We start from the raw sequence: 21,396 nt of genomic DNA on the forward strand, positions 1-21,396 counted from the left end.
GACCATCCTGCCTCAGCCCGTCAGCCAGTCAGCCCCGCAGCACCTTCTGCACGGCCTTGCCGCGGGCCAGCTCGTCGACGAGCTTGTCGAGCCAGCGGATCTTCTGCATCAGGGGATCCTCGACGTCCTCGACCCGCACGCCGCAGACCACGCCGGTGATCAGGGCGGTGTGGGGGTTGAGCCGCGCGTCGGCGAAGAAGTCGGCGAACGTCGTCCCCGCCTCGAGATGGGCGTCGAGCTGCTGCTGGTCGAAGCCGGTCAACCACTCGATGACCTCGTCGAGCTCGGCCTTCGTGCGGCCCTTGCGCTCGACCTTGGCGACATAGTGCGGATAGACCGACGCGACGCTGGTCGTGAAGATCCGGTGCATGCCGGCAGCCTAGTGCCGCCGTACGATCGGCTGGTGCCCACGAGCAGGAAGGCCGCGACGTACGCCCGTCGCCGCAAGCGCCGCATGTCGCTGGTCGAGCACGACCTGACCGACGACCAGTGGTACGCGTTGATGGACGCCTGGGCCGGTTGCGCGTACTGCGGCGGGGACGGGGCGGCGCTGCAGAAGGACTGCATGCTGCCGATCTCGCGGGGCGGCCGCTACACCGTGTCCAACGTCGTCCCGGCCTGCGGTTCGTGCAACGCCAGCAAGTGCAACCTCGAGGTCACGACGTGGATGCGGCGCAAGAAGCTCGACGAGGGCAGGTTCCTGCTGCGCCAGATCGAGGTGCTCGGCGAGATCCTGGCCCGTCCGGACGAGTCGGGCCCGATGGGGCTCGACGATCGTCCGCCCGGCACGCCCACCGCTTTCTGAGTACAGTCCGCGCATGGCACTCGACCCCGCGACCGCCCTGGTCGCGGCGAGCGGGCTGCACCTGGGCTTCCAGGCCGTCGTCACGGTGGTCGTCTACCCGGCGCTCGCCGAGGCCCGCGCTGACGACTGGGCGGCCGCGCACGCGGCCCACTCGCGACGGATCGTGTTGCTCGTGGCCCCGCTCTACCTGATCGTCGCAGCGGCCTGCCTCTGGACGCTCGCGGTCGGGCCACGCACAGGCTGGACGCTCGTCGCTCTGGCCGGGCACGCCGTCGCAGCCGCCGTGACCGCGACGTCCGCCGCGCCGTCGCACGGCCGGCTGGGCCGCGACGGGCGCACCGATCGTGAGCTGACCCGGCTGCTCACCGCTGACCGGTGGCGTCTGGCCGCCACGGTCGTCGCGTTCGGTGCGGCGCTGGCGGCCTGGGACGCGCCGCCGCCCGTGCGCTGACAGGATGGCGGGGTGCGCCGTGCCGTCAGTGTCCTCCTCGCCGTCACGGTCGCGATGGTGCTGGCCGACTCGGCGGTCGTGACGCTCGCACTGCCCGACATCCTGCTCAACCTCGACGCGTCGGTTGGGCAGGTCGCGTGGGTGCTGATCGCCTACAACCTGGTGCTGGGCCTCGCTGCCGTGCCGGCCGCGGCCGGGCTCGGCATCGCGCGGCCGCACGTCGTCAGCGCCGCCGGCATCGCGGTGTTCGCGGGTGCCTCCGCCTGGTGCGCCGTCGCGGGCTCGATCGAGGTGCTGATCGTGGCGCGGTGCGTCCAGGCGCTCGGCGGCGCACTGGCCCTCGTCGGCTGCCTGGAGCAGCTGGTCACCGAGCGCGGCGAACGACGGGGCGTCGCCACCTGGGTGACGGCCGGGGTCGTCGGGACGGCGGCGGGCCCCGTCGTCGGCGGTCTCCTCACGCAGGCGATCTCGTGGCAGGCCATCTTCGTGGTGCAGGTGCCGTTCGCCGTCCTGGCCGTCCCCGCGGCACTGGCCGTGCGGTCGACGGTCACACCCCCGTCCGACCGGCACCGTCCGGCCGTGCGGGCCAACCTGACGCTCGCGCTGATGTCGGCAGCCCTCACGGCCGCACTGTTCCTGCTCGTGCTGCTGCTGGTCGAGGGCTGGGGCCGGTCGCCGGCCACCGCCGCCGTCACGGTGTCGGTCGTCGCCGTCGCCGCGGTCGCCGCCCCGTGGCTCGTCCGACCGCTCCGCCCGTCTACGGAGGTCGAGGTCGCGACCGGGTGCTTCCTGGTGGCCGGCGGCTTGGCCGGGCTGGCGCTCCTCCCCTCGTCGCACCTCGGCTGGACCATCGCCCCGCAGGTGCTGGTGGGTCTCGGTCTCGGTTTGACGGTCGACCGCCTGACGTCGCAGGCCATGGAGATGCGTCTGCCGCGGGCACGGCACGCGGGCTGGACGATCGGGGCCCGGCACCTCGGCGTGGTCGTGGGGCTCGCGGTGCTGACCCCGGTGTTCACAGCCGACCTTCGCGACGCCCAGGTGCCGGCGCAGGAGGCTGTCACCGCGCTCGTGATCGACGCACCCCTGACGCCGCAGGGCAAGATCGCCGTCGCCAAGACGCTGGGGTCGGCCCTGGCGGACGAGCGCGGCCAGGTGCCCGACCTGTCACGAGCCTTCTCACGTCTCGACGTCGACGCGCGTGACCGACCGGCCGCCGCGCAGCTCGAGCGGGCCCTCGACGACCAGCTCGAGCGGGCCGCCAACCGCGCCTTCCGCGACTCGTTCCTGATCGGTGCCGGCCTGGCCGCCCTCGCGCTGCTGACCGTCGTCGCGCCACGGCGCAGGAGGACGTCATGACGTCGCCGGCCCGCCGCGCCGCCCTGCCCCTCGCCGCGGTCGCGCTCGTGGCCGGCACGATCGGCGTCCAGCTGGGACACGGCGGAGGCACCTACGAGCCGCTGCGACCAGCCGACGCGTGCATCGAGCGTCCGGTCACGTCGCAGGTCGACGGCATCGAGGGGCTCACCGAGCGGCTCGTGCTGATCGGCATCGATGACGCGGCGTGCACCCTGGGCACCAGCCGCGAGGCCCTGACCCTCCGCATCGCCCAGGCCGACGAGCCCACCGCGGCCGAGATCGGTGCCCTGCGCCGCGGGCTCCTGTCGGCGGTGCGACGCATGAAGGCCGACGGCACGCTGCCGCCCGCGTCCGACCTCGTCGACGAGGTGCTCGGCTCCGCCGACCTCAACCCGCTGCTCGAGCGGGTCGTCAGGGCGCTGCCCGACTCCGCGATCAACGCGGCCCTCAAGACCGATGACGTGCTGAGGCGGACGATCGAGGGCCTCGACCTGCGCCGGCTGCTGCGCGACGTCGACGACGTGTCCGCGATCGACGAGCAGATCGAGCCCGCCGTGACGCAGGCCGTCAAGGACTCCCTCGAGGCGCGGGTGCGCGACCTCGTGTGAGAGGCCCCCACCGTCGGTGACGGTGGGGGCCTCAGGCCTGGCGCGGCCGAAGGCACCTAGGACAGGCGCGTCAGCGCTCGCACACGAACCCGGGGCGACCGGGGTACTTCGTGATGCGCTCCCGGACCGGGAGGGCCAGCTCGGCCGACCCCACCGAGCCTGAGGCCCGGGCCAGCTCGCGGAGCGTCGAGCTCATCGACGAGCTGGGCTCGTCCATGACCTTGCCGGTGCCGCGTCCCGTGCGGCACACCTTGAACGCGCTGGCCCTGGAGGACCAGTCGATCAGGCGGTCGCCCTGACCCTTGCGGGTCCTGCTGCGATCGCCCTCGTCGGCCTGCAGACCGTCGGCGCCCGATCCTCCGTACAGGAGGTCCGAGCCGTTGGTCGTGCGACGACGCGTGTCGGTGTCCTCCACCGGCGCCACCGCCCGCCACAGGGCCGAGTGGCTCCCGCGCCGCTTGATGTCGAGCAGGTCCCTACCCTCGCCGCCGAAGACGCGGTCGTGGCCCGTTCCACCCCACAGCGCGTCGGCACCGTCGGCACCGAACACGACGTCGCCGTCGGCACCGGCGTTGACGACGTCCTTGCCGGCACCGGCGTGGATCGAGTCCGAGCCGCCCTCGCCCAGGATGACGTCGTCGCCGCCCTGGCGAGAGTGCGTCATCGTGACGACCCGCACGAGGCTGCCGCGCGGGCGCACGAACTCGCGGACGAACGACTTCTTGTCCTTGAGGGTCCGGTTGACCGACCCGAGCGACTTGGCGGGAGTCGGCACGTCGACACCCTGGTCGCCGATCAGGGCGTCGTCCCCGAGACCGCCCAGCAGCACGTCACCCGGCACCGACGGCAGACCTGCGAAGGCCTGTCCCGGGCGACGCGTGCGCGTGTTGTCGAACTGTCCGTAGAGGTCGTCGTCGCCCGAACCGCCCGACAGCTGGTCGCTGCCCGACCAGACGCCCGGCTGCTTGTCGGCCATCGCGACCTTGCGGACCGTGTGCGGTCCGGAGGCTCCGCCGCTGAGGACTGCCGGCGGACCACCGCGGGTGATCCGGCCGTTGTCGCCCAGCAGGACGTCGCGCTCGTCACCGCCCGTGAGGGTGTCGTTGCCGTCGAGCAGACCGGACGCCGAGACGTCCGTCAGCTTGCCGGGTGCCGTGAGCAGCCGGTCGACGACGGGGCCCGAGGTCGTGATGACGGCTCCGGTCCTGCTGGAGCCACCGCCCACCAGGTCGTCCTCGCCCGTCCCGCCGTCGAGCGCATCGGCACCGTCGTTGCCCTCGAGGTAGTCGTCGCCCAATCCACCGGCGAGCGAGTCGCCGCCGCCCTGGCCGAAGACCAGGTCACGGCCCTCGCCTGCGGTCACGACGTCGTCGCCAGAGGAGCCGCCGGGTGCCTTCTGCCTGGCCGTGGCCAGGTCGAACAGCAGCACCGAGCGCAGGCTCGTGCCGTCGGCGCGAGTGCCGCCGGTGGTGTCGAGGCGGGCGTTGTCGCCTGCCACGACGTCGTCGCCCGTGCCGCCCGTGAGGACGTCGCCCGTGTCGAGCTGGCCCGCGCCGGAGCGGTCGGGCACGATGCGCCCGTCACCGGACGAGCTGCCGCCGGTCAGGGTGTCGTCGCCGGCACCGCCGTCCATGACGTCCCGGCCCTCGCCGCCCTCCAGCGCGTCGACACCGGCGTCGCCGACGATCGTGTCGCCGCCGCTCTGGCCGAAGAGCCGGTCGTCGCCCGCGCCGCCCGCGAGCGTGTCGCCGCCGGACGTGCCGGCCGCAGGTGCCTTGCCGGCCGCGGGAGCGTCGTGCAGCTGCACGAAGAGCTGGTAGAGGTCAGCCGACCGTCCGTTGTCGCCCAACAGGACGTCGTCGCCGTCGCCACCCTTGAGGTCGTCGCCCGCGTCCGCGGTGCCCGCGGTCCAGGAGCCGCCGAGCAGCGCGTCGTTGCCGGCGTTGCCTGACACGTCGTCCGCGCCGGCACCGCCCTCGACCGCGTCGTCGCCGGAACCGGCCCGGACGGTGTCGTTTCCACCCTGGCCGAAGACCAGGTCGGCCTCGCCGTCGCCGACCAGGGTGTCGGCTCCGCTCACGTCGGCGTCCGGGGCCGATGCTCCGGCCTCGTCGAACAGCTCGACCTCCACGTCGCTGCGCACGCGCTTCCAACGCTCGCGAACGTCCGTGGAGAGCTGCAGACGGGCGTTGTCGCCGACCATGACGTCGGATCCGTCGGCTCCGTCGACGCCCTGGTCACCGACGACCGTGTCGCCGCCGTCGGGGACGCCGGTGGCCGTGCGATCGGTCGTGACCGCGCCGGTCGTCGACGAGCCGCCGACGAGCAGGTCGGCCTGGTCGTCGCCTCGCACGAGGTCGGCGCCGGGGCCGCCCTCGACGACGTCGGTGCCCGGTCCGCCGTAGGCCTCGTCGTCACCGTCCTGGGCGAACACCCAGTCGTTGCCGGCGCCGCCGTAGACCTTGTCGTCCAGGCCCTTCGCAGACGGGGTGTCGAGCAGGGTCACGCCGGTGCCCGAGATCGCCGTCTCGGCGATCGCCGTGCGCGAGAGGGTGGCGTTGCCGCCGAGGACGACGTCGTCCTGCCCGTCGCCGAGCACCTCGTCGGCACCGTCGGTCGCATCAGCCGTGCTGCTGCCGCCCGCGAGGAGGTCCTTGCCGGACCCGCCGCGCAGGACGTCGGCGTCGGCGTTGCCGTACAGGATGTCGGCACCGCCGTCACCTGCGACGAGGTCGTCGCCGGCGTCACCCAGCACCGTGTCGTCGCCCGCGCCACCGCGGACCAGGTCGTCACCGTCGCCGCCACGGACACCCGTGTCGTCACCGGCGCCTGCGTCGAGGTAGTCGGCGCCCACGCCGCCGTCGAGCGTCGTGTCGACCTCGTCGCCGCCGAGGATGCAGTCACCGTTGCCCATGGCCCCGGTGATGCCCGCCAGGGGCACCGAGCCGGTGTCGCCGAGAGCCGACGAGGTGCGTGCCTGGATCTTGCCGTCGCCGTTGACGTCGACCTTGCCGTCGATGAAGACGATGTCGCCGACGATGCCCGTGTACGTGCCGCCGTTGGGTGCCTGGACCAGTCCGGTCTCGACCGACATGCCCTCGAGCTGTCCGGTGTCGCCGGTCACGTTGGTGCCCGACAGGTCGCCGTCGAGGTCGATCCTGCCGCCCACGACGCTGCTCGACATCGAGCAGGCGATGAGCCGGCCACTGGCCTTGGGGTCGGAGTCCGCCGTGACCGCCTCGATGGCGGTCTCGCCGGCCGCGGCGTCACCCATCACGGTGTCGGTGCCCGACTCGCCGAGCAGGAGGTCCGATCCGGCACCACCCGCGAGGTCGTCGTTCGCGACACCGCCGCGGATCAGGTCGTCGTCGGCGCCGCCACGCAGCGTGTCCCTGCCGCCGGCACCGTAGATGCGGTCGCGGCCGGGGCCGCCACCGATCAGGTCGTCGCCCTGCTCGTCGAGCTCGACGGCCGAACCGTCGCCCTGCAGCAGGTCGTCGCCACCACGGCCGCACAGCGTGTCCGCGCCAGCGCCACCGGACATGTCGTCGCCACCGGCACCACCGATCACGATGTCGCGGTCGGCACCGCCGCTCACGACGTCGGGACCGGTCTCGCCGTCCTCGCCCGGATCGGCGCACTGCGTCCGCACCTGCTCGTCGGACGGCAGGGCCACCGTCGCGATGTCGTTGACGTCGACCCGCAGGAGCTTCTTGTCCGCGTCCTGGGCGTCGACCGTCACCTTGTCCTTGGCCGTGAAGGCCGCCTTGCCGCTGTAGGCACCGCCGACCACGACGTCCGAGCCGTCGCCGCCGTTGATCGTGTCGGCACCGTTGCCACCGACCACGAGGTCACCGGCATCGAGCAGGGGCCTGATGTCGTTGGCACTGGTCACGTCGAACATCGCGAGGCGCGATGCGCCCACGCCGCCCTCGAGGCTGTCGTCGCCGTCGTCGCCACGGACGTCGTCGGCACCGGCACCGCCGTTGACGCGGTCGTCACCTGCTCCGCCCTCGAGCGTGTCGGTGCCCTGGCCGCCGTCGACCTGGTCGGCGTCGGTGCCGCCGCGCAGCGTGTCGTCGCCACCTCCGCCACGGATCGTGTCGTTGCCCTCGTCACCATCGACGATGTCGTCGCCGTCGCTGGTCTCGATCGTGTCGGCCGCCAAGCCGCCGCTGATGACAGCACGCGAGTCGAACGTCGGCGGCACGTAGCCGTCGTCGGCCGGGCCCAGCAGGACCGGGTCGCCGTCGGCGTCGGTGGTCACAGCGGGCATCGCGTAGAGGCGCACCGTGTCGGAGCCCGTTCCGGCGTTGGCCACGACGGGCGTGCCCTTGGGCACGACGTAGTTCTGGGTGAGGTTGAACGCCGTGACCTGCATCAGCACGTCGCCCTTGGAGTCCGGGACGCCGACCTGGCGCACGGTGTACTTCTCGGCGACGTCGCCCTTGAAGCCGTTGCGCTTCGAGTCGGCGATGTCGCCCATCGTCAGCACCAGCGACTCCTTGCCGTCGAGCGTTCCCTTGACGGCGAGCACCGGGGTCTCGGGCTTGCAGTTGAAGTCGAACAGCGAGTACCGGGGGCTGCGCACGATGTCGAACTGCTTCTGGAAGGTGTAGAAGACGAACTCGATCGCGAAGTAGAACTGCAGGAAGAACGAGATGCCCGACGAGACGTTGAACGCACAGCCCGGACCGTTCGAGGCCGCCGCGAACTCGTCGGTGTAGATCTTGCCGTCACCGTTGGGGTCGAACGCGTCGAGCGAGAGGTCCAGCGTCGCGCCGCCGCTGATGCCGGCCTCGACGATGCCGATGCTGATCGCCGCGCCCGCCTGCACCATGAAGGACAGCTTGATCTCCGGGACGTCGACACCCTTCTCGAGGTCGTCGATGTAGAAGCCGTCGCTGAAGACCGACAGCTTCTTGCCGTCGGCGTAGAGCGCGTCGAAGCCGGCGATGCTGCCGGTGTCGAGCGCCTCGATCTTGCGAGACAGACCCCTGGTGTCGAAGCCGAAGGCGAATCGGCCGTCGAGCGTCACGGTGCCGCCGATCGACGCCGTCAGCGGGATGGGTCCCACGGCGAACGGGCCGAACTTGCGCGTGATGGAACCGGCCACGCCCGCGTGACCGAGATCGACGTACAGCATCGTGGCGTCACCGGTGTCCTGCAGCAGTCCGAAGATCTGGCTGGTGTCCTGCAGCACGGGCAGCGACACGCTCGGCAGGCTGAGGTACGGCGTCCGCGTGATGGTCTTGTCGATCTTGAGGCCGGCGGGATCCTTCTCGGGCTCCTTGCCGTCCTTGAGCTGCTTGAGCTTGGTGATGGTGCCCGGCTTGCAGCGACCGCTCGTGACCTTGCCGGGGCTGACCTTGCCGTCGGTGACGCGCTTGAACGGCTTGCCGTTGGCGGTGCCCTTCTCGGTGCACTTGGTGCCGAGGCCCTGCTTGTACGGCTCGACCTTGAAGCCCTGGAGGCCCGATCCGCCGATCTCGACGAGGTCGACGGCCTTCTCGTCAGGCTCTCCGGCGATGACGTTCTGCATCTGCAGGAGGTTGACGATCAGGTTGATCGGCGTGTTCTTCTTCTGCAGCAGCGTCAGCAGCGAGGTGGGACCCTGGCCGACGAGCTCGGACAGGTTCGTGACGACGGGGATGGGCTTGGAGAGCTGCTCGACGACCGGGTTGAGCGGCGCCGTCCAGGCCAGCGCCTTCTTGAAGCCCGGGAAGACCGCCTTGTTGAGCGTGCCGACGTCGAGGCGCAGGAGCCCGTACTTGACGTCCTCGTACACGCCGTCCTTCCAGACCTGGTCGATCGTGCCGAGCACGTCGAAGAAGCCGGCCTTGCTGGCGAACGACTCGAAGTAGGTGGACAGACCACCCGTGCCGGTCGCGGTCGTCGTGAACGCCGGGACCTTGTCGGCCAGGGTCGGCGCGTAGACGATGCCGTCCGTCGTGCCGGCGGGCGCTTCGACGTCGACGGCGATGGAGGTCTTCAGGAACGTGCCGGCGGTGCCGTCGGACTTCGGGCGGTCGACGAGCACCGACGGGAACTTGCCGACGAACGCGTCGATGCAGCGGTTGTCGGATCCTGCGGAGTAGTCGGAGACCGACAGGTTGCTGAGACCGCTGCCCGATCCGTCGCCGACCTTGGTCTTCCACTCGTCGGACCGCGACCACTCGTGGCACGCCGTCGTGGAGTTCTTCTGCAGACGCGCGGTGAGGTCGATGTCGAGCAGCGGCTTGGCCGGGTCGACGGCGGGCAGCTTGACGAACGGTCCGGTGCCGCGGCCGATGCCGACCGTGACGTCGAGCTTCCAGGTCGCCTCGGCGCGGGCCGAACGATCCGTGATGATCGTGGAGCCGGCCGGGCCCGCGCGGAACGGGACGTCCTTCTCGCCGAGGGCTCCCTCGAGGGTCACCGGCACGCTGATCTGCTGGATGTCGGAGACCTTCTTGGTCTTGGGATCGCAGACGACGCCGCCCGCACACAGGTAGACGAACGCCTTGTTGCTGGTCGTGATCTTGTTGGTGCCCGCCCCGAGCTGGGTCGAGACGGCCGTGATGGCCTTCGCCAGCTCCGTGTCGAGATCGGTGATGCTCGCGGTCTCGGCCACGGCCTTCTCGACCGGGGAGAGCTTCGAGCGGACCGCGGAGACGTACGTCTCGACGTCCTTCGGCACGTCGGCGCTGCCGTCGAGGTCGATGCCGACGACGGGCAGGCTCAGCGGACCGTCCTCGGTGCCGGCGAGATCGCCGTCGAGGGCGTCGGCCAGCGTGAGGTTGAGCTTCGACAGGCCCTCGGCGAGGAACCGGTACGCGATGGGCTTGGCCGCGACCGAGCCGCCCTTGCCACCCGAGCTCTGGTCGGCGGCCAGATCGACCTCGACCGTCGCGATGGCGGGCGTGCTGTCGATCGGCAGGCGCAGGCAGGCCGCGATCTTCGGGTCCTTGCCGGACCCGTCGACGCACGCCAGGCCGGAGCCGGCGACGGAGCGCTTCTGCGTGAGCTTCTGGGGCAGCGCCGCGAGATCGCTCCAGTCGTCCTTCGTGCCGTCGGCACCGGTGGCCGCCTGGACGTCGATGCCCACCCGGACGTCCGAGTCGGGGCCGGACGTGACGCGTGCCGAGCCGTAGTCGGTGGCCTTGGCACCGAGGGTCTTGCGGACGTTCGCCATCCTGTCGGCGTCGCCGCTGATCTTGGTGATCTTCTCCGTGACGGCCGTGTCGCCGCGCACCTGCGAGCTCGCGTCGGCGAGGTCGATGCCGAGCGCGAACGTGGCACCCGACTCGACGTCGACGGGCAGCGTCGCCGGGACGTCCTTGTCATCGGCGGTCGAGCTGTAGACCTTGACCTCGCTGTTGCCCGTGGCGACCTTCATCGTGGCGTCACGCGTGCCCGTGGTGTCGAGCGACGTCTCGAGCTCGAGACGGTTGCCCTTGAGCGCGAACCCGATCTTCGCGCTGCCCGGCACGGCGACGTCCTCGCCCTCGACGGAGCCCTTGAGCTGCTTCTCGAACGTGCTCCTGAACGACTGCAGCGACGAGACCGACTGCTGCTTGGCCAGCTCACCTGCGTCGATCGTGTCCTGGATCGCACGGATCGTGGCACCGAGGCTGTCACGAGCGGCGCTGATGTCGGTCGGACGCAGGTCGACGAGCGGGAAGGTCTTGTCCGCCCCCACCTCGGGCCCGGCCGTCGTGAACGAGTTGAGGACGCCCGCGAGGTCCTCCATCACGACGTCGCGCAGCGCGTCGGGATCGCCCTCGATGACGTAGGGGTGTCCCTTGCCGACGACTCCGGCCTTGGACAGGGGCCCTTGCTGGCACTCCAGCTTCGTCGGGCTGCTGACGACGAACTGGGTGCAGACCACGCTGCTGGCCTCGGTCGTGCCCAGGTCGTACAGGGGGCGGGTCACGGTCCGCTCGGCCGCGGTCATGCCCGAGGTCAGGCCGAACTGCTTCAGGAAGTCCGCGGTCGGGTCCTGGATCACGCCGTCGGCGGATCCGTCACCCATCGTGGCCTGGCGGGCCGGGACGATGTCGAGCAGGCGGAGCTTGTCGAACCCACCACCGGTCTCGACCTTCGGCAGGCTGCCCGTGAGCAGACTGGTCCACTCGGCCTTGACCGTGCCGTCGGCACCGATCGGACGCTTGCCCGAGCTGTCCTGGGCCGTGTCCTTCACGGTCAGGTCTGCCTTGGCCGTCAGGCCGCGCTGCAGCGTCGCCTTGAGGGACGGGTCGAGCAGGTCGGAGAGCGTGACGGCGTCGTCGATCTCGCCCTTGCTCGGCAGCGGGACGGTCGAGGTGGGCACCTTGACCGACGCGGCCTTGCCGCTCTGGCTCACGGAGTACGACGTGACGTCGACGTCGACCGACAGGAAGCCGATGCGGGCGCCGAGCTTCGCGTCGGTGCCGAGGGAGGCGGATGCGTCGTCGATCTCGTAGACGCGACCGTCGTCGCCGGGCACCAGGTAGTACGTCGGGTCGGCCTGCACGGGCTGGCCCTCGACGGCCGGTGTGGGCTTGACGAGGCCGATGCCGAAGTCGGCGTCGAACGTGCGCGACCCGACCTTGACCGTCGCCTCGCCCTCCTGGGGCACGACGACCGTGCCGTTCGGCTGCTCGCCCGTGGGGCTGCACAGGCGCGGGTTGCTGCCCTTGATGGCCTGGCAGAGTCCGGTGAGACCCGTCAGCGGAGCGAGGTTGCCGTTGCCGCCGGTGGGATAGGTGCCGCCCTTGTCGTCGTCCTCGTCGTCCCGGACCTTGATCTCGAGCGCCTGCTTGGTCGGGTCGTAGACGACCTCGCCGTCGAGCCCGAGCTGCTTGATCGCGTCGCCCAGGGCCTGGATCGAGCGGACGGCCGAGCGAGCGACACGCTCCTTGCCGTCCTCCGAGGTGAACGTCACGCGCAGCGTCGGGAACCCGTCGCCTCCCGTGACCTTGACGTTCTTGGTGGGCGACGTGCCGACGGTGCCGGTCCGGCCCGTCGAGTCGGCGGCGATGTCGACGCCCTTGTCGGGCGACTCCCACGTGATCTTCTCGCCGGACGCCGGCACGAAGCCGGCCGTGACGGCCTGGCAGTAACGCGCCTCACCGGGCTGCGGTGCACCCGAGGGCGGGGACGTGTCGGCGGCGCCGCAGACGATCGTCGCCGTCGCCTGCTCGGTGATGAGATCCTGCAGCTGCTGGGCGGGCGAGTAGAGGTCGGTCAGGGAGAGGTCGACGAGCGGGAACTGCTGGTCGACCGAGGCCTCGACCGACTGCACGGCGCTGGCGTACTGCGTGAAGCCCGACATGGCCTGCACGCGCGTCAGCGACGTGAGGTCCTTGAGGGTGGCCGAGCGGTCGACGACCGGCGCGGCGTACGTCGGCTGGGTCTCCCCGTCCTTGACCTTCGCGCGGGTGCCGACCTTGACGGTGCCGGTCGCGGAGTCGTCCATCGACGTGCTGAGGTCGAGGTCGATCGCGATGTCGTCGGCACCGGGTGCCTGGGTCGTCTGGAAGAGCTCGGACGCGGCGCTGAACTCGAGGTCCTCGGTCGTGATCTGACCGCGACCGTTGGGATCGCGCAGCGACAGGACCGTCGAGCTGTCGACCTTGGCCTCGCCCGAGCCGTCGAGCTGGATGAATCCGTCGACCGCCGTGAAGTCGGGGACGTCGACCTTCTCGGGACCGCCGTCCTTCTTGCCGGCTTCGCGCGACCACACGTGGGTCGTGAGCTCGGACGTGCCGACGACGGCGAAGTTGCGCAGGGCGAGCTTCTCGTCGGGGTCATAGCGGAAGCGGATCGTGCCGTCGAGCGAGGCGGCCAGGTCGCCACCGAGCCTCGCGGTGCCGAACTCCAGCTCGTCCTTCTGATAGGTCATGGCGGTCTTGCGCGAGGCCTTCAGCGACACCTTCATGGTCCACTCGCGGCTGTTGGCCGGGGCACCGGGCAGACGGTCCTTCGCGTCGACCTCCTCGACGACGAGCGGGCCGTCCTTCGGGAACGCCTCGTCGATCGTGTCGAGCGTCGTGTCGCCCTTGGCACTGAGCGCGTCGGTGACCAGTGTGCCGATCACGGTGTCGAGCGACAGCAGGTCACGCACCGAGGTGTCCGTCAGCGGCAGGTCGTCCGACAGCGCCGGCTGCTCGGCGGCGCCCGCGAGGGCACCGCCGAGCTTGATCAGACCGATGCGGACGTCCCGCACGTCGTCGGGCTCCCCCGCCGCCACGGCCGGTGACGGCCCCATCAGCGGGACGAGCAGCGACAGGGCGGCCACCGAGGCGATCCCTGCGGTGCGGCGGGTGGTGAAGACGAGCGGCCGCAGCGACATCGCGGGATTCCTTTGGTGGAGGTGGAGGTGTCAGCGGGTCTTGAGGGCGTTCGAGCGGTCGGTGAGCGACTTCGACGTCGAGCGGACCACGGCGACGTACGTCGTCTTCTTGCTGCGGTTGCGATCGCGAACCTTGAAGGCGGCCGTTCCCTTGCTGTTGACCTTGCGGCTCGAGACCAGCTTCTCCACGCCCTTGACGACGCGGTAGAGGTCGACGCGGGCACCCGAGGCGACCTTGCCCGTGGTGACCGTCATGCGATCGGCGCTGGTCGTGCTCTTGGCCTTGGCCAGTCGTGCACGGACGCCCGCGCCGAACGCTGCGGTGCCGGTCAGCTCGCGGCGGCGGTTGCCGTCGGACACCTCGGCGGTGATGACGGCGCGACCACGACGGGTTCCGATGAAGCTGTAGGTGGCCTCGCCCAGCGCGTTGGTCGTGCGGGTCGCGACGACGTCGCCGTTGGTCGCGTCGGGGCCGAAGCGCAGGAACCGCACCTGGTAGCCCTCGATCGGGTTGCCCTGCTGGTCGACGGCGCGCACGGTCTGCGTGACGGCGGTGCCGACGCGCACGGTGTCGGACACCGACGAGCCCATCGAGAACGAGGACGCGTTGAACGAGATCTCGTAGGTCGAGGAGCGCAGCGAGCCGCTGACGGGCTTGTCAGTCTTCGGCAGCGGCGCGCTGTTCGCGTCGTAGACCGTCGAGGGTGCCTCTTCCCAGGTGCCGGTCAGGTCGATGTAGCCGGCCTTGAGGAGCGTGATCGCGACGTCGCCGAAGGTGTCGAAGTTGGACACGACGTCCTCGGTGTCGGCGTCGACGTCGAACTCGCCGACGTTGCCCGGGAACGTCAGTCCGATCTCGGCACCCGCGACGGGGTTGCCGAACTGGTCGAGGCCGAAGACGTCGAAGAACGTCCGGTTGCCGGCCAGCGTCGGGTTGACCGGTCCGTCCTGCTCGCCCGCGGGCGAGAGGCGCACGGCCACCTGGCCGTTGAGCGGGTCGGCGGTCGACCACGTGGCCGTGCCGCTGCCGACCGGTCCGCCGGCGACCGTGACCGACGCCGCGACCTTGCCGTCGTCGTCGAAGCCGCCGTCGCGGGCGATGCCGATGTCGAAGGGGATCTCGCCCTGGCTGTCGGTCACGGCGGTGAGCGTCGTGCCGTCCTGCTCGAGGTTGCCGACCAGGGCGCCCTCGGCGGTCGACACGTCGTCGCCCGTCGTGAAGAAGCCGTGGTCGACCGTGAGCGTGAAGACCTGGCCGGCGATCGGGTCGCCGTTGGGGTCCTCGATCGTGACGGTGCCGTCCTGCGCCTCGCCCGGCTTGGCCGCGGCGAGGCCGTCGACGGAGGTCGTGCTGCCTGAGGGGGCGGTGTTGCCGACGGTGAAGGTCTGCAGCGTCTTCTCTGCGACGGCGTCATCACCGTTGGTGTCCGCGTTGATCGACGCCTTCAGGCTGTAGGTGCCGGGGCCCTGACCGATCGGCATGACGACCTCGAAGCGGCCGGCGCGGTCGGTGGGCTGGACGTCATCACCGGTGGCGGGGACCGTCACGGAGCTGCTCGAGCCGAACGGCGTGAAGGTCCACGAGTAGCTGAGGTCCTGCTCGTCCTTCGCGTCGACCTTGGCCCCGTTCCGCACGGTCTGCACGAAGACGTCGCCGGCGGCGTAGTCGGACGGCTGGAAGAAGTCGCCGTCCTGCGACAGAGCCAGCAGGTCGAAGCCGACCGGCGCGGCCGAGGCGGGGGCGTACGTCATGGCGGTGGTGGCGAGTGCGCCGACCACCCCGAGTGCGAGCGCGCGAGTGATCTGGGCGGTGTTCACGATGATGTTCTCCCTATGACGGGAGAAGCTCCCGAGTGATGGGACCACCCGGCCAGGGACCTCACCGGCGGCTGATGGACTCCCGAACACCCTGCCCCGACTCACCGATCCCCTCGGTGGTACCGGGTCAGCGTATCCAGACAAAAGTACGATTCCGCCCAATTCCTGAGAATGCGATGAAAGATCATCCGAAGTGACTAGGGGGGTACATTCCGATGGCTCACGTCGCCGATGTGGTCCCGGTCCGAGGAGGTCAGATGGTGCGCGTCTCGCTGTCGCGCCTGCCCGACGACGGCGTCCTCGTCGTCGACGGAGACGCTGGTGAGCACCGGCTGGCAACGGTCGATCTCGCGGAATTCGTGGCGGAGCGAGAGGTCGACCGACCGCGCTGGGTCTGGGACGACACGGCCCGCTGGTACCCCGGTCTGCTGGCCGCCGGGGTGCGCGTCGAGCGGTGCCACGACCTGCGGCTGTGCCACCGGCTGCTGCGCCGAGCACCCGCTGTCGATCCATCCCTGCTCGACGGCGAGCAGTCGGCGCTGTGGGACGTGCTGGGCCCGCGTGAGGCCACGGCTCCTGCGCTGTTCGCGGTCGACGAGCCGTCCGAGCACCTGCGCGCCGACGTCGAGGACGCCCGGCAGCTCGCCGCCGTCGCGGCATCCGCCGAGCCGTCGCGCCTGAACCTGTTGCTCGCCGCCGAGTCGTCAGGGGCCCTGGTCGCGGCCGAGATGACGTTCGCCGGCGTGCCGTGGCGGGCCGAGGTGCACGACCGCCTGCTCACCGAGCTGCTGGGTCCGCGCCCGCTGCGCGGCATGCGACCGCGCCTGCTCGAGGCCCTCGCGGCGGACGTCCGGCAGGCCCTGCAATCCCCCGGGCTCAATCCCGACTCCCGACCCGAGCTGCTCGCAGCGCTGCGCCGCTCGGGCATCGAGGTCGACGACACCCGGGCGTCCACCCTGCGTGCGGTGCCCCACCCCGCGATCGACGTGCTGCTGCGCTATCGGCAGCTCGCCCAGCTGGCCGCGACCAACGGCTGGGCCTGGAGCGACGAGTGGGTCAGCGACGGGCGTTTCAGGCCGGTCTACCAGCCGGCCGGCTCGTCGACGGGGCGCTGGTCGTCCAACGGCGGCGGCGCCCTGTCGCTGCCGACCCAGGTGCGGGCCGCGGCGGTGGCCGACGACGGCTGGCGGCTCGTTGTCGCCGACGTCGCCCAGCTGGAACCCCGGGCGCTGGCCGGCATGAGCGGCGACCGCGCCCTGGCCTCCTCGGCTCGTGGCGCCGATCTCTACCAGGCGATGGCCGACGACGGTGCCGTCGCCAGCCGCACCGAGGCCAAGCTGGGGCTGCTCGGCGCGATGTACGGGGCCACCAGCGGCGAGAGCGGACGCCTCGTGGCCGGCCTGACCCGGCGCTATCCCGCCGCCTTCGGACTGGTCGAGGACTCTGCCCGTGCCGGCGAGCGCGGCGAGGTGGTGCGGACGCTGCTGGGCCGCGGAGCGCCGCGTCTCGGCGAGACCGACGACGTCGATCCCGACGACCCGGCCGTCGATCCCGCCGGGCGGGCGCGTGACCGTCGCGCCTACGGGCGCTTCACCCGCAACTTCGTGGTGCAGGGGACGGGCGCGGAGTGGGCGCTGTGCTGGATCGCCGATCTGCGCAATCGGCTCTGGCGCCTGGGCGGCGACGGCCCGCTCAACGAACGGCCACACCTCGTGTTCTTCCTGCACGACGAGGTCGTCGTGCACACCCCGGCTGCGCTCGCCGACGAGGTCGTCGTCGAGATGGAGCAGGCGGCCGCCACCGCGGCGGGGCTGGTGTTCCGCGACCTCGCGATCGACTTCCCGCTCACGACCTCGATCGTCCGGTCGTACGCCGATGCCGGCAAGGCAGGACGACGCTCGCCCGACGGCGACTCCACCCGGACGTGAAGAGGCGGGCCGATCCCGGTCTGCGTGAGTCCGGTGGCCCGCCATCTTCGTGGTGCTGCGCACTGTTCGTCGCCGGTGTCCCGGTTCAAGCAGTGCACACCTGATGTACCCCGGTTGAACCTGAGCAAACCCTCACGTACAGCACATCCCCACCGAGCCGTGGTGATCCCGGCGGGGACGTCATCACGACCGCTGCGTCCCAGGTACTGAAGTGATGACGTCCGCGGTGGCGTCTCTGGGACGTCATCACAACAGTTTGCGCGTTACCGCAGGAGTGATGACGTCCCCGCGACGTCGCCGGCGATCAGTGACGGACGGCCCGGTCGACCCGGTTGTGGTAGCGGTGACCCAGCAGGCCACCGAGGATCGCCGACACCAACGTGACGGCGATGACGGCCAGACCAGCCACGATCGCGCCCGTGGTGATCTCGTCGGTCGAGAACGGGATGCGCGGCAGGTCGACCCGGCTCAGCACGTCGTAGTCGTCGCCGAAGACCGCACCGAGCACGACCGCGACGATCGAGACCACGAGTCCGAGCACCCACACGCCGACACCCTGGCGGGCACCGTCGAAGCGCGACATGCGACCGGCGACGTACCCTCCGGCGTAGTAGGCGAGGGCGAGGATGACCAGCAGCACGACGGCGGTCGAGACGCCGATCGTCCCGGCCTGTCGCTCGGCCTCCGTCTGGGTGACCTCGATCGAGGAGTTGACGGCGGTCAGCACGGCACCGACGATTCCGGCGAGCAGGATCGCGACGCCGATGGCCACGATCCAGCCGAAGAACGCGGCACCGATGTTGAGGCCACCGAACTTGTCGCGGGCGTGGGCGTCGTCAACGACGACCGCGCCGGCCGGCACGGCCGACGTGGCGGGGGCAACGGGCTCACGTCCGTCGTCCACGCGCTCGTCCTGCAGGCGGTCTGCCGGCACCCGCTCGTCGTGCAGGCGGTCACGGTCGTGGACACGCTCGACGGGGGTCACGCCCTCGATGCGGGTCGCGTCGGGTGCGGCGGCGTACGTGCCGTCCGGGCTGTTGTCGGCGTGCTTGGCCATGACGATCTCCTTCGTGGTGCCGCAGGTCCTGGCGACCCGCGACCGCCCCGGGTACCCGCCGCGCACTCCCCCAAACCACAGCCGCCGTCAGAGCGCGCGCTTGAGACCCACGTGGCTGGTCTCGTAGCCGAGCCGTTCGTAGAACTCGCGTGCCCGTTCACGTGCCTCGTCGGTCGTGACCTGGGCGAGGGATGCTCCGCGTGCGCGCCCGTGCTCGTGCGCCCAGGCCAGCATCGCCGCGCCGAGTCCGCCGGACCTGTGCGAGGCGGCGACACGGAGACCCTCGATCTGCAGGCGGGTCGTGCCGCCACGCACGAGCCCCGGGATGATCGTCAGCTGCATCGTGCCAACGACGTGGTCGGCGTCGTCGCGGACGACCGCGAGGTACTGCGCACCGTCGCGTGCGACCACGTCGAAGGCCGCCTCGTACCTCGTGCTGTCGGCACCCTCGCGCGTCGAACCCAGCTCGTCGTCGGCGAGCAGGGCGACGACGGCCGGCACGTCGGCGCGGGACGCCCGCTGCACGCGGTAGTGCCCGTCGCCGACGCGAAGACGTCCTCCCGCCGACGACACCGCGATCGCCCGCACCCGCTCGACCAGCAGGTCGAGCCAGGCACCCACGTGCATCCGCGCCTCGGAGGTGTCGGGGTATCGGCATCGCAGGTGCAGGCCCTGCTCGTCGAGGATGAACCACAGCATGACGCCGTCGGTGCGGATCGAGGCACCGATGTACTGCGCCTCGAGTCCCGCCGCATCGACCCGCACGGGCAGGCGACGCAGGTCGAGCCACGAGATCGCCAACATCCCCGGAGCCTCCGGCATGCCGCCCCACGGCCGCAGGATCTCCTCGAGCGGCCACGATCCCAGGCGCACGGCCTCCTTGACCGCTGCCGCGCAGGCCGCCGGGTCCGGGTCGGCCGACTCCAGCACGGAGTTGGTGATGAACCAGCCGACCGAGTCGTGCCACGTGCTCTCGTAGCGGCTGTGCACCGGGAAGACCGCGCGCAGCGACGTACCGGCGAGCTCACCGGTGACGGCGGTCATCGCCGACACGGCGAGCGTCAGCGTCGAGACGCCGTCGGACGCAGCCTGCGCCGAGAAGGCCGCGCTGTCGTCGACGTCGAGGACGTCGCGCACCTCGACCCGTTCGAGGTGCGCGACCGGCTCGCCGAGCGGCAGCGGGAAGCGCGGCATCGTCCCGCCGCTGCCCTCGAGGATCTCGCGCCACCGGCGGTGCACCTCATCGGGTGCGGCGGGACGCTCGCGCAGCGCGGCGGAGTGGTCGGCGAAGGCCGGCACCGCGGCGACCTCGTCGATCGTCCCGCCCAGCGCAGCCAGGAGGTCACGGACGATGACCAGCATCGACCACATGTCGACGTGCGAGTGGTCCGCCGCGATGACGACGGTGGGGCCCGTCGCGGTCTCCAGCACGCAGAGCCGGTGCGATGGTGCTGAGAAGGGCGTGCAGGAGCGGTCGAGCTGTTGTCGCAGCGCATCGTTGACCGCCTGACCGGGCGCGATGCGGTGCTCGGTCCACTCCCCCGGCAGCACGTCGACATCGTGCAGGTGCGGCTCGGCGTCGTCCTGCCCAGGGACGAACACGGACCGCAGCGTGCCGTGACGGGCGATGACGGCCAGCCAGGCGTCCGACAGCGCGTCCCGCGACACGGGCGCGCCGAGCCGGAACGAGATCGCCATCCACGACCCGGGACGTTCGCCAGCCTGCACGTGGCGGCGCTGGTCGAACGAGACCGGCAGCCGGCGACCCGGCTCGGAGACCCTCACGTCGTACCCCATCAGTCGTCCGAAGGGGAGGCGCAGATGGGCGACGTTGGTGAGTCGCATGGCCGATACCCTAGCCGTCCGACGTGTCGCGACGAGGAAGGGACGCACCCATGAGCACCTTCACCGTCCCGGGTGCCGACCTCGATGTCGAGCTGAGCGACGAGGGCGGTCACCCCGTCGTCCAGCTGCACGGGCTCACCTCGAGCCGCTCGCGCGACCGCCTGCTCGACCTCGACCTCGGACGCGGCCTGAGCGGCACCCGCCTGCTGCGCTACGACGCCCGCGGCCACGGCCGCTCGACGGGCCAGCCGGAGACCGAGCACTACCGGTGGGGCAACCTCGCGGACGATCTGCTGCGGCTGCTCGACCGGTACTTCCCCGGCGAGCAGGTGCACGGTGTCGGGCCCTCGATGGGCACCGCCACGCTGCTGCACGCGGCGGTGCGCGAGCCCGAGCGGTTCAGCGGACTGACACTGCTGGTGCCGCCGACGGCCTGGGAGACCCGCGTGGCCAAGGGCGAGGAGTACCGGGCCGCGGCCCGCCTCATCGAGCAGCAGGGGCTCGAGGTCTTCCTCGAGGCCGGACGCCTCGCGCCGGTGCCGCCTGCCACCGCCGGTCTGCCCGAGACCCAGCCCGACGTCGACGTGAGCCTGCTGCCGTCGCTGTTCCGCGGGGCCGGCGCGAGCGACCTGCCGTCACCAGACGACATCGCCGCCATCGGTGTCCCGCAGGTCACGATCCTCGCCTGGGTCGACGACCCGGCCCATCCGCTGTCGACGGCGCAGGCACTCGTCGAGCTGCTGCCGCATGCGACCCTCTCCGTCGCGTCCACCCGGGCCGATCTCGAGACGTGGCCCGCCGTCCTGGCCGCCGACGTCGCGCGCCACGGATCCTGACCTCGGCGACTGCCCTCACGGCATCGGGGAGCTTTCCAGCCACCAGGTGACTGGGAAGTTCCCCGATCACGTCCTCAGGGACGCGGCGCTCAGCCCCGGTTGACGCAGCCGAACAAGTCGAGGCCGAGTCTCGTGCTCTCCACCTTGTCCCCCCCCACGCCAGCCAACCAGGATCGGCCGGCGACTCGAGGTCGAAGAACGAAGTCGAGAAAGTGCCGACCGGTCCCAACAGCTTTCCGTCCGAGTCCAGAGCAAGGTACAGAGCCCCGTCGAAGCCCGTGATCCCTCCCGACGCGTCCTCTCCGCCAAGGACCGTGGAGACCAGCAGCACGAGCAACTGGTCGGCACCGAACTTGCGATCCTTCTCCGGCAGCTTC

At 71.2% G+C, this 21,396-nt stretch carries 11 protein-coding genes; 6 read left to right on the plus strand and 5 right to left on the minus strand.

The features are described from left to right. Positions 1 to 28: 28 nt before the first annotated feature. Positions 29 to 370 (minus strand): DUF2200 domain-containing protein, encoded by a 342-nt coding sequence (locus tag JOF40_RS00415; protein WP_129183082.1) that lies wholly within the window; start codon positions 368 to 370, stop codon positions 29 to 31. Positions 371 to 403: 33 nt separating this feature from the next. Between JOF40_RS00415 and JOF40_RS00420 the strand changes: the two genes are divergently transcribed. From JOF40_RS00420 to JOF40_RS00435, 4 genes are read left to right on the plus strand one after another with little or no spacing between them, the layout of a single operon-like run. Next, a complete protein-coding gene (locus tag JOF40_RS00420; protein WP_246152811.1) occupies positions 404 to 805 on the plus strand; it encodes an HNH endonuclease in 402 nt (133 codons plus the stop codon). Positions 806 to 818: 13 nt separating this feature from the next. Continuing rightward, positions 819 to 1,256, plus strand: coding sequence for a hypothetical protein (locus tag JOF40_RS00425; protein ID WP_188111752.1), 438 nt, complete (start codon positions 819 to 821; stop codon positions 1,254 to 1,256). Between the two features lie 12 nt (positions 1,257 to 1,268). Then, on the plus strand, positions 1,269 to 2,612 hold the full coding sequence (locus tag JOF40_RS00430; RefSeq protein WP_246152810.1) for an MFS transporter: 1,344 nt from the start codon (positions 1,269 to 1,271) through the stop codon (positions 2,610 to 2,612). Further along, the gene (locus JOF40_RS00435; protein WP_129183084.1) at positions 2,609 to 3,220 is read left to right on the plus strand and encodes a hypothetical protein; all 612 of its coding nucleotides are present in this window, start codon (positions 2,609 to 2,611) and stop codon (positions 3,218 to 3,220) included. Before JOF40_RS00430 ends, JOF40_RS00435 begins: the two co-directional genes overlap by 4 nt. Before the next feature lie 70 nt (positions 3,221 to 3,290). Here the strand turns inward: JOF40_RS00435 and JOF40_RS00440 are convergent, their stop codons facing one another. Together JOF40_RS00440 and JOF40_RS00445 are read right to left on the minus strand one after the other, a co-directional pair. After that, complete coding sequence (locus JOF40_RS00440; RefSeq protein WP_129183086.1) at positions 3,291 to 13,535, minus strand: calcium-binding protein; 10,245 nt, start codon at positions 13,533 to 13,535, stop codon at positions 3,291 to 3,293. 30 nt (positions 13,536 to 13,565) lie between these two features. Next, positions 13,566 to 15,353 carry an Ig-like domain-containing protein gene (locus JOF40_RS00445; RefSeq protein WP_129183088.1) on the minus strand — a complete coding sequence of 596 codons (1,788 nt, stop codon included), beginning with the start codon at positions 15,351 to 15,353 and terminating at the stop codon, positions 13,566 to 13,568. A gap of 260 nt (positions 15,354 to 15,613) precedes the next feature. Between JOF40_RS00445 and JOF40_RS00450 the strand changes: the two genes are divergently transcribed. Continuing rightward, positions 15,614 to 17,281 (plus strand): bifunctional 3'-5' exonuclease/DNA polymerase, encoded by a 1,668-nt coding sequence (locus JOF40_RS00450; protein WP_129183432.1) that lies wholly within the window; start codon positions 15,614 to 15,616, stop codon positions 17,279 to 17,281. Between the two features lie 304 nt (positions 17,282 to 17,585). Here the strand turns inward: JOF40_RS00450 and JOF40_RS00455 are convergent, their stop codons facing one another. Together JOF40_RS00455 and JOF40_RS00460 are read right to left on the minus strand one after the other, a co-directional pair. Then, entirely contained in the window at positions 17,586 to 18,338 is a 753-nt protein-coding gene (locus tag JOF40_RS00455) for a hypothetical protein (RefSeq protein ID WP_129183090.1), read from the minus strand. Between the two features lie 87 nt (positions 18,339 to 18,425). Beyond that, on the minus strand, positions 18,426 to 20,183 hold the full coding sequence (locus JOF40_RS00460) for a GNAT family N-acetyltransferase (RefSeq protein WP_129183092.1): 1,758 nt from the start codon (positions 20,181 to 20,183) through the stop codon (positions 18,426 to 18,428). Positions 20,184 to 20,233: 50 nt separating this feature from the next. Here JOF40_RS00460 and JOF40_RS00465 point away from each other — a divergent pair, with 50 nt between their 5' ends. Then, positions 20,234 to 21,019 carry an alpha/beta fold hydrolase gene (locus tag JOF40_RS00465; RefSeq protein WP_129183094.1) on the plus strand — a complete coding sequence of 262 codons (786 nt, stop codon included), beginning with the start codon at positions 20,234 to 20,236 and terminating at the stop codon, positions 21,017 to 21,019. Positions 21,020 to 21,396: the final 377 nt, after the last annotated feature.

Source organism: Aeromicrobium fastidiosum (genome assembly GCF_017876595.1).
GTDB classification, from domain to species: domain Bacteria; phylum Actinomycetota; class Actinomycetes; order Propionibacteriales; family Nocardioidaceae; genus Aeromicrobium; species Aeromicrobium fastidiosum.

What these genes read in the sequence shown, in the direction of transcription:
- JOF40_RS00415 (WP_129183082.1), bottom strand. Translation starts at nt 370, where the DNA reads ATGCACCGGATCTTCACGACCAGCGTCGCGTCGGTCTATCCGCACTAT.
- JOF40_RS00425 (WP_188111752.1), top strand. Translation starts at nt 819, where the DNA reads ATGGCACTCGACCCCGCGACCGCCCTGGTCGCGGCGAGCGGGCTGCAC.
- JOF40_RS00435 (WP_129183084.1), top strand. Translation starts at nt 2,609, where the DNA reads ATGACGTCGCCGGCCCGCCGCGCCGCCCTGCCCCTCGCCGCGGTCGCG.
- JOF40_RS00440 (WP_129183086.1), bottom strand. Translation starts at nt 13,535, where the DNA reads ATGTCGCTGCGGCCGCTCGTCTTCACCACCCGCCGCACCGCAGGGATC.
- JOF40_RS00455 (WP_129183090.1), bottom strand. Translation starts at nt 18,338, where the DNA reads ATGGCCAAGCACGCCGACAACAGCCCGGACGGCACGTACGCCGCCGCA.
- JOF40_RS00460 (WP_129183092.1), bottom strand. Translation starts at nt 20,183, where the DNA reads ATGCGACTCACCAACGTCGCCCATCTGCGCCTCCCCTTCGGACGACTG.
- JOF40_RS00465 (WP_129183094.1), top strand. Translation starts at nt 20,234, where the DNA reads ATGAGCACCTTCACCGTCCCGGGTGCCGACCTCGATGTCGAGCTGAGC.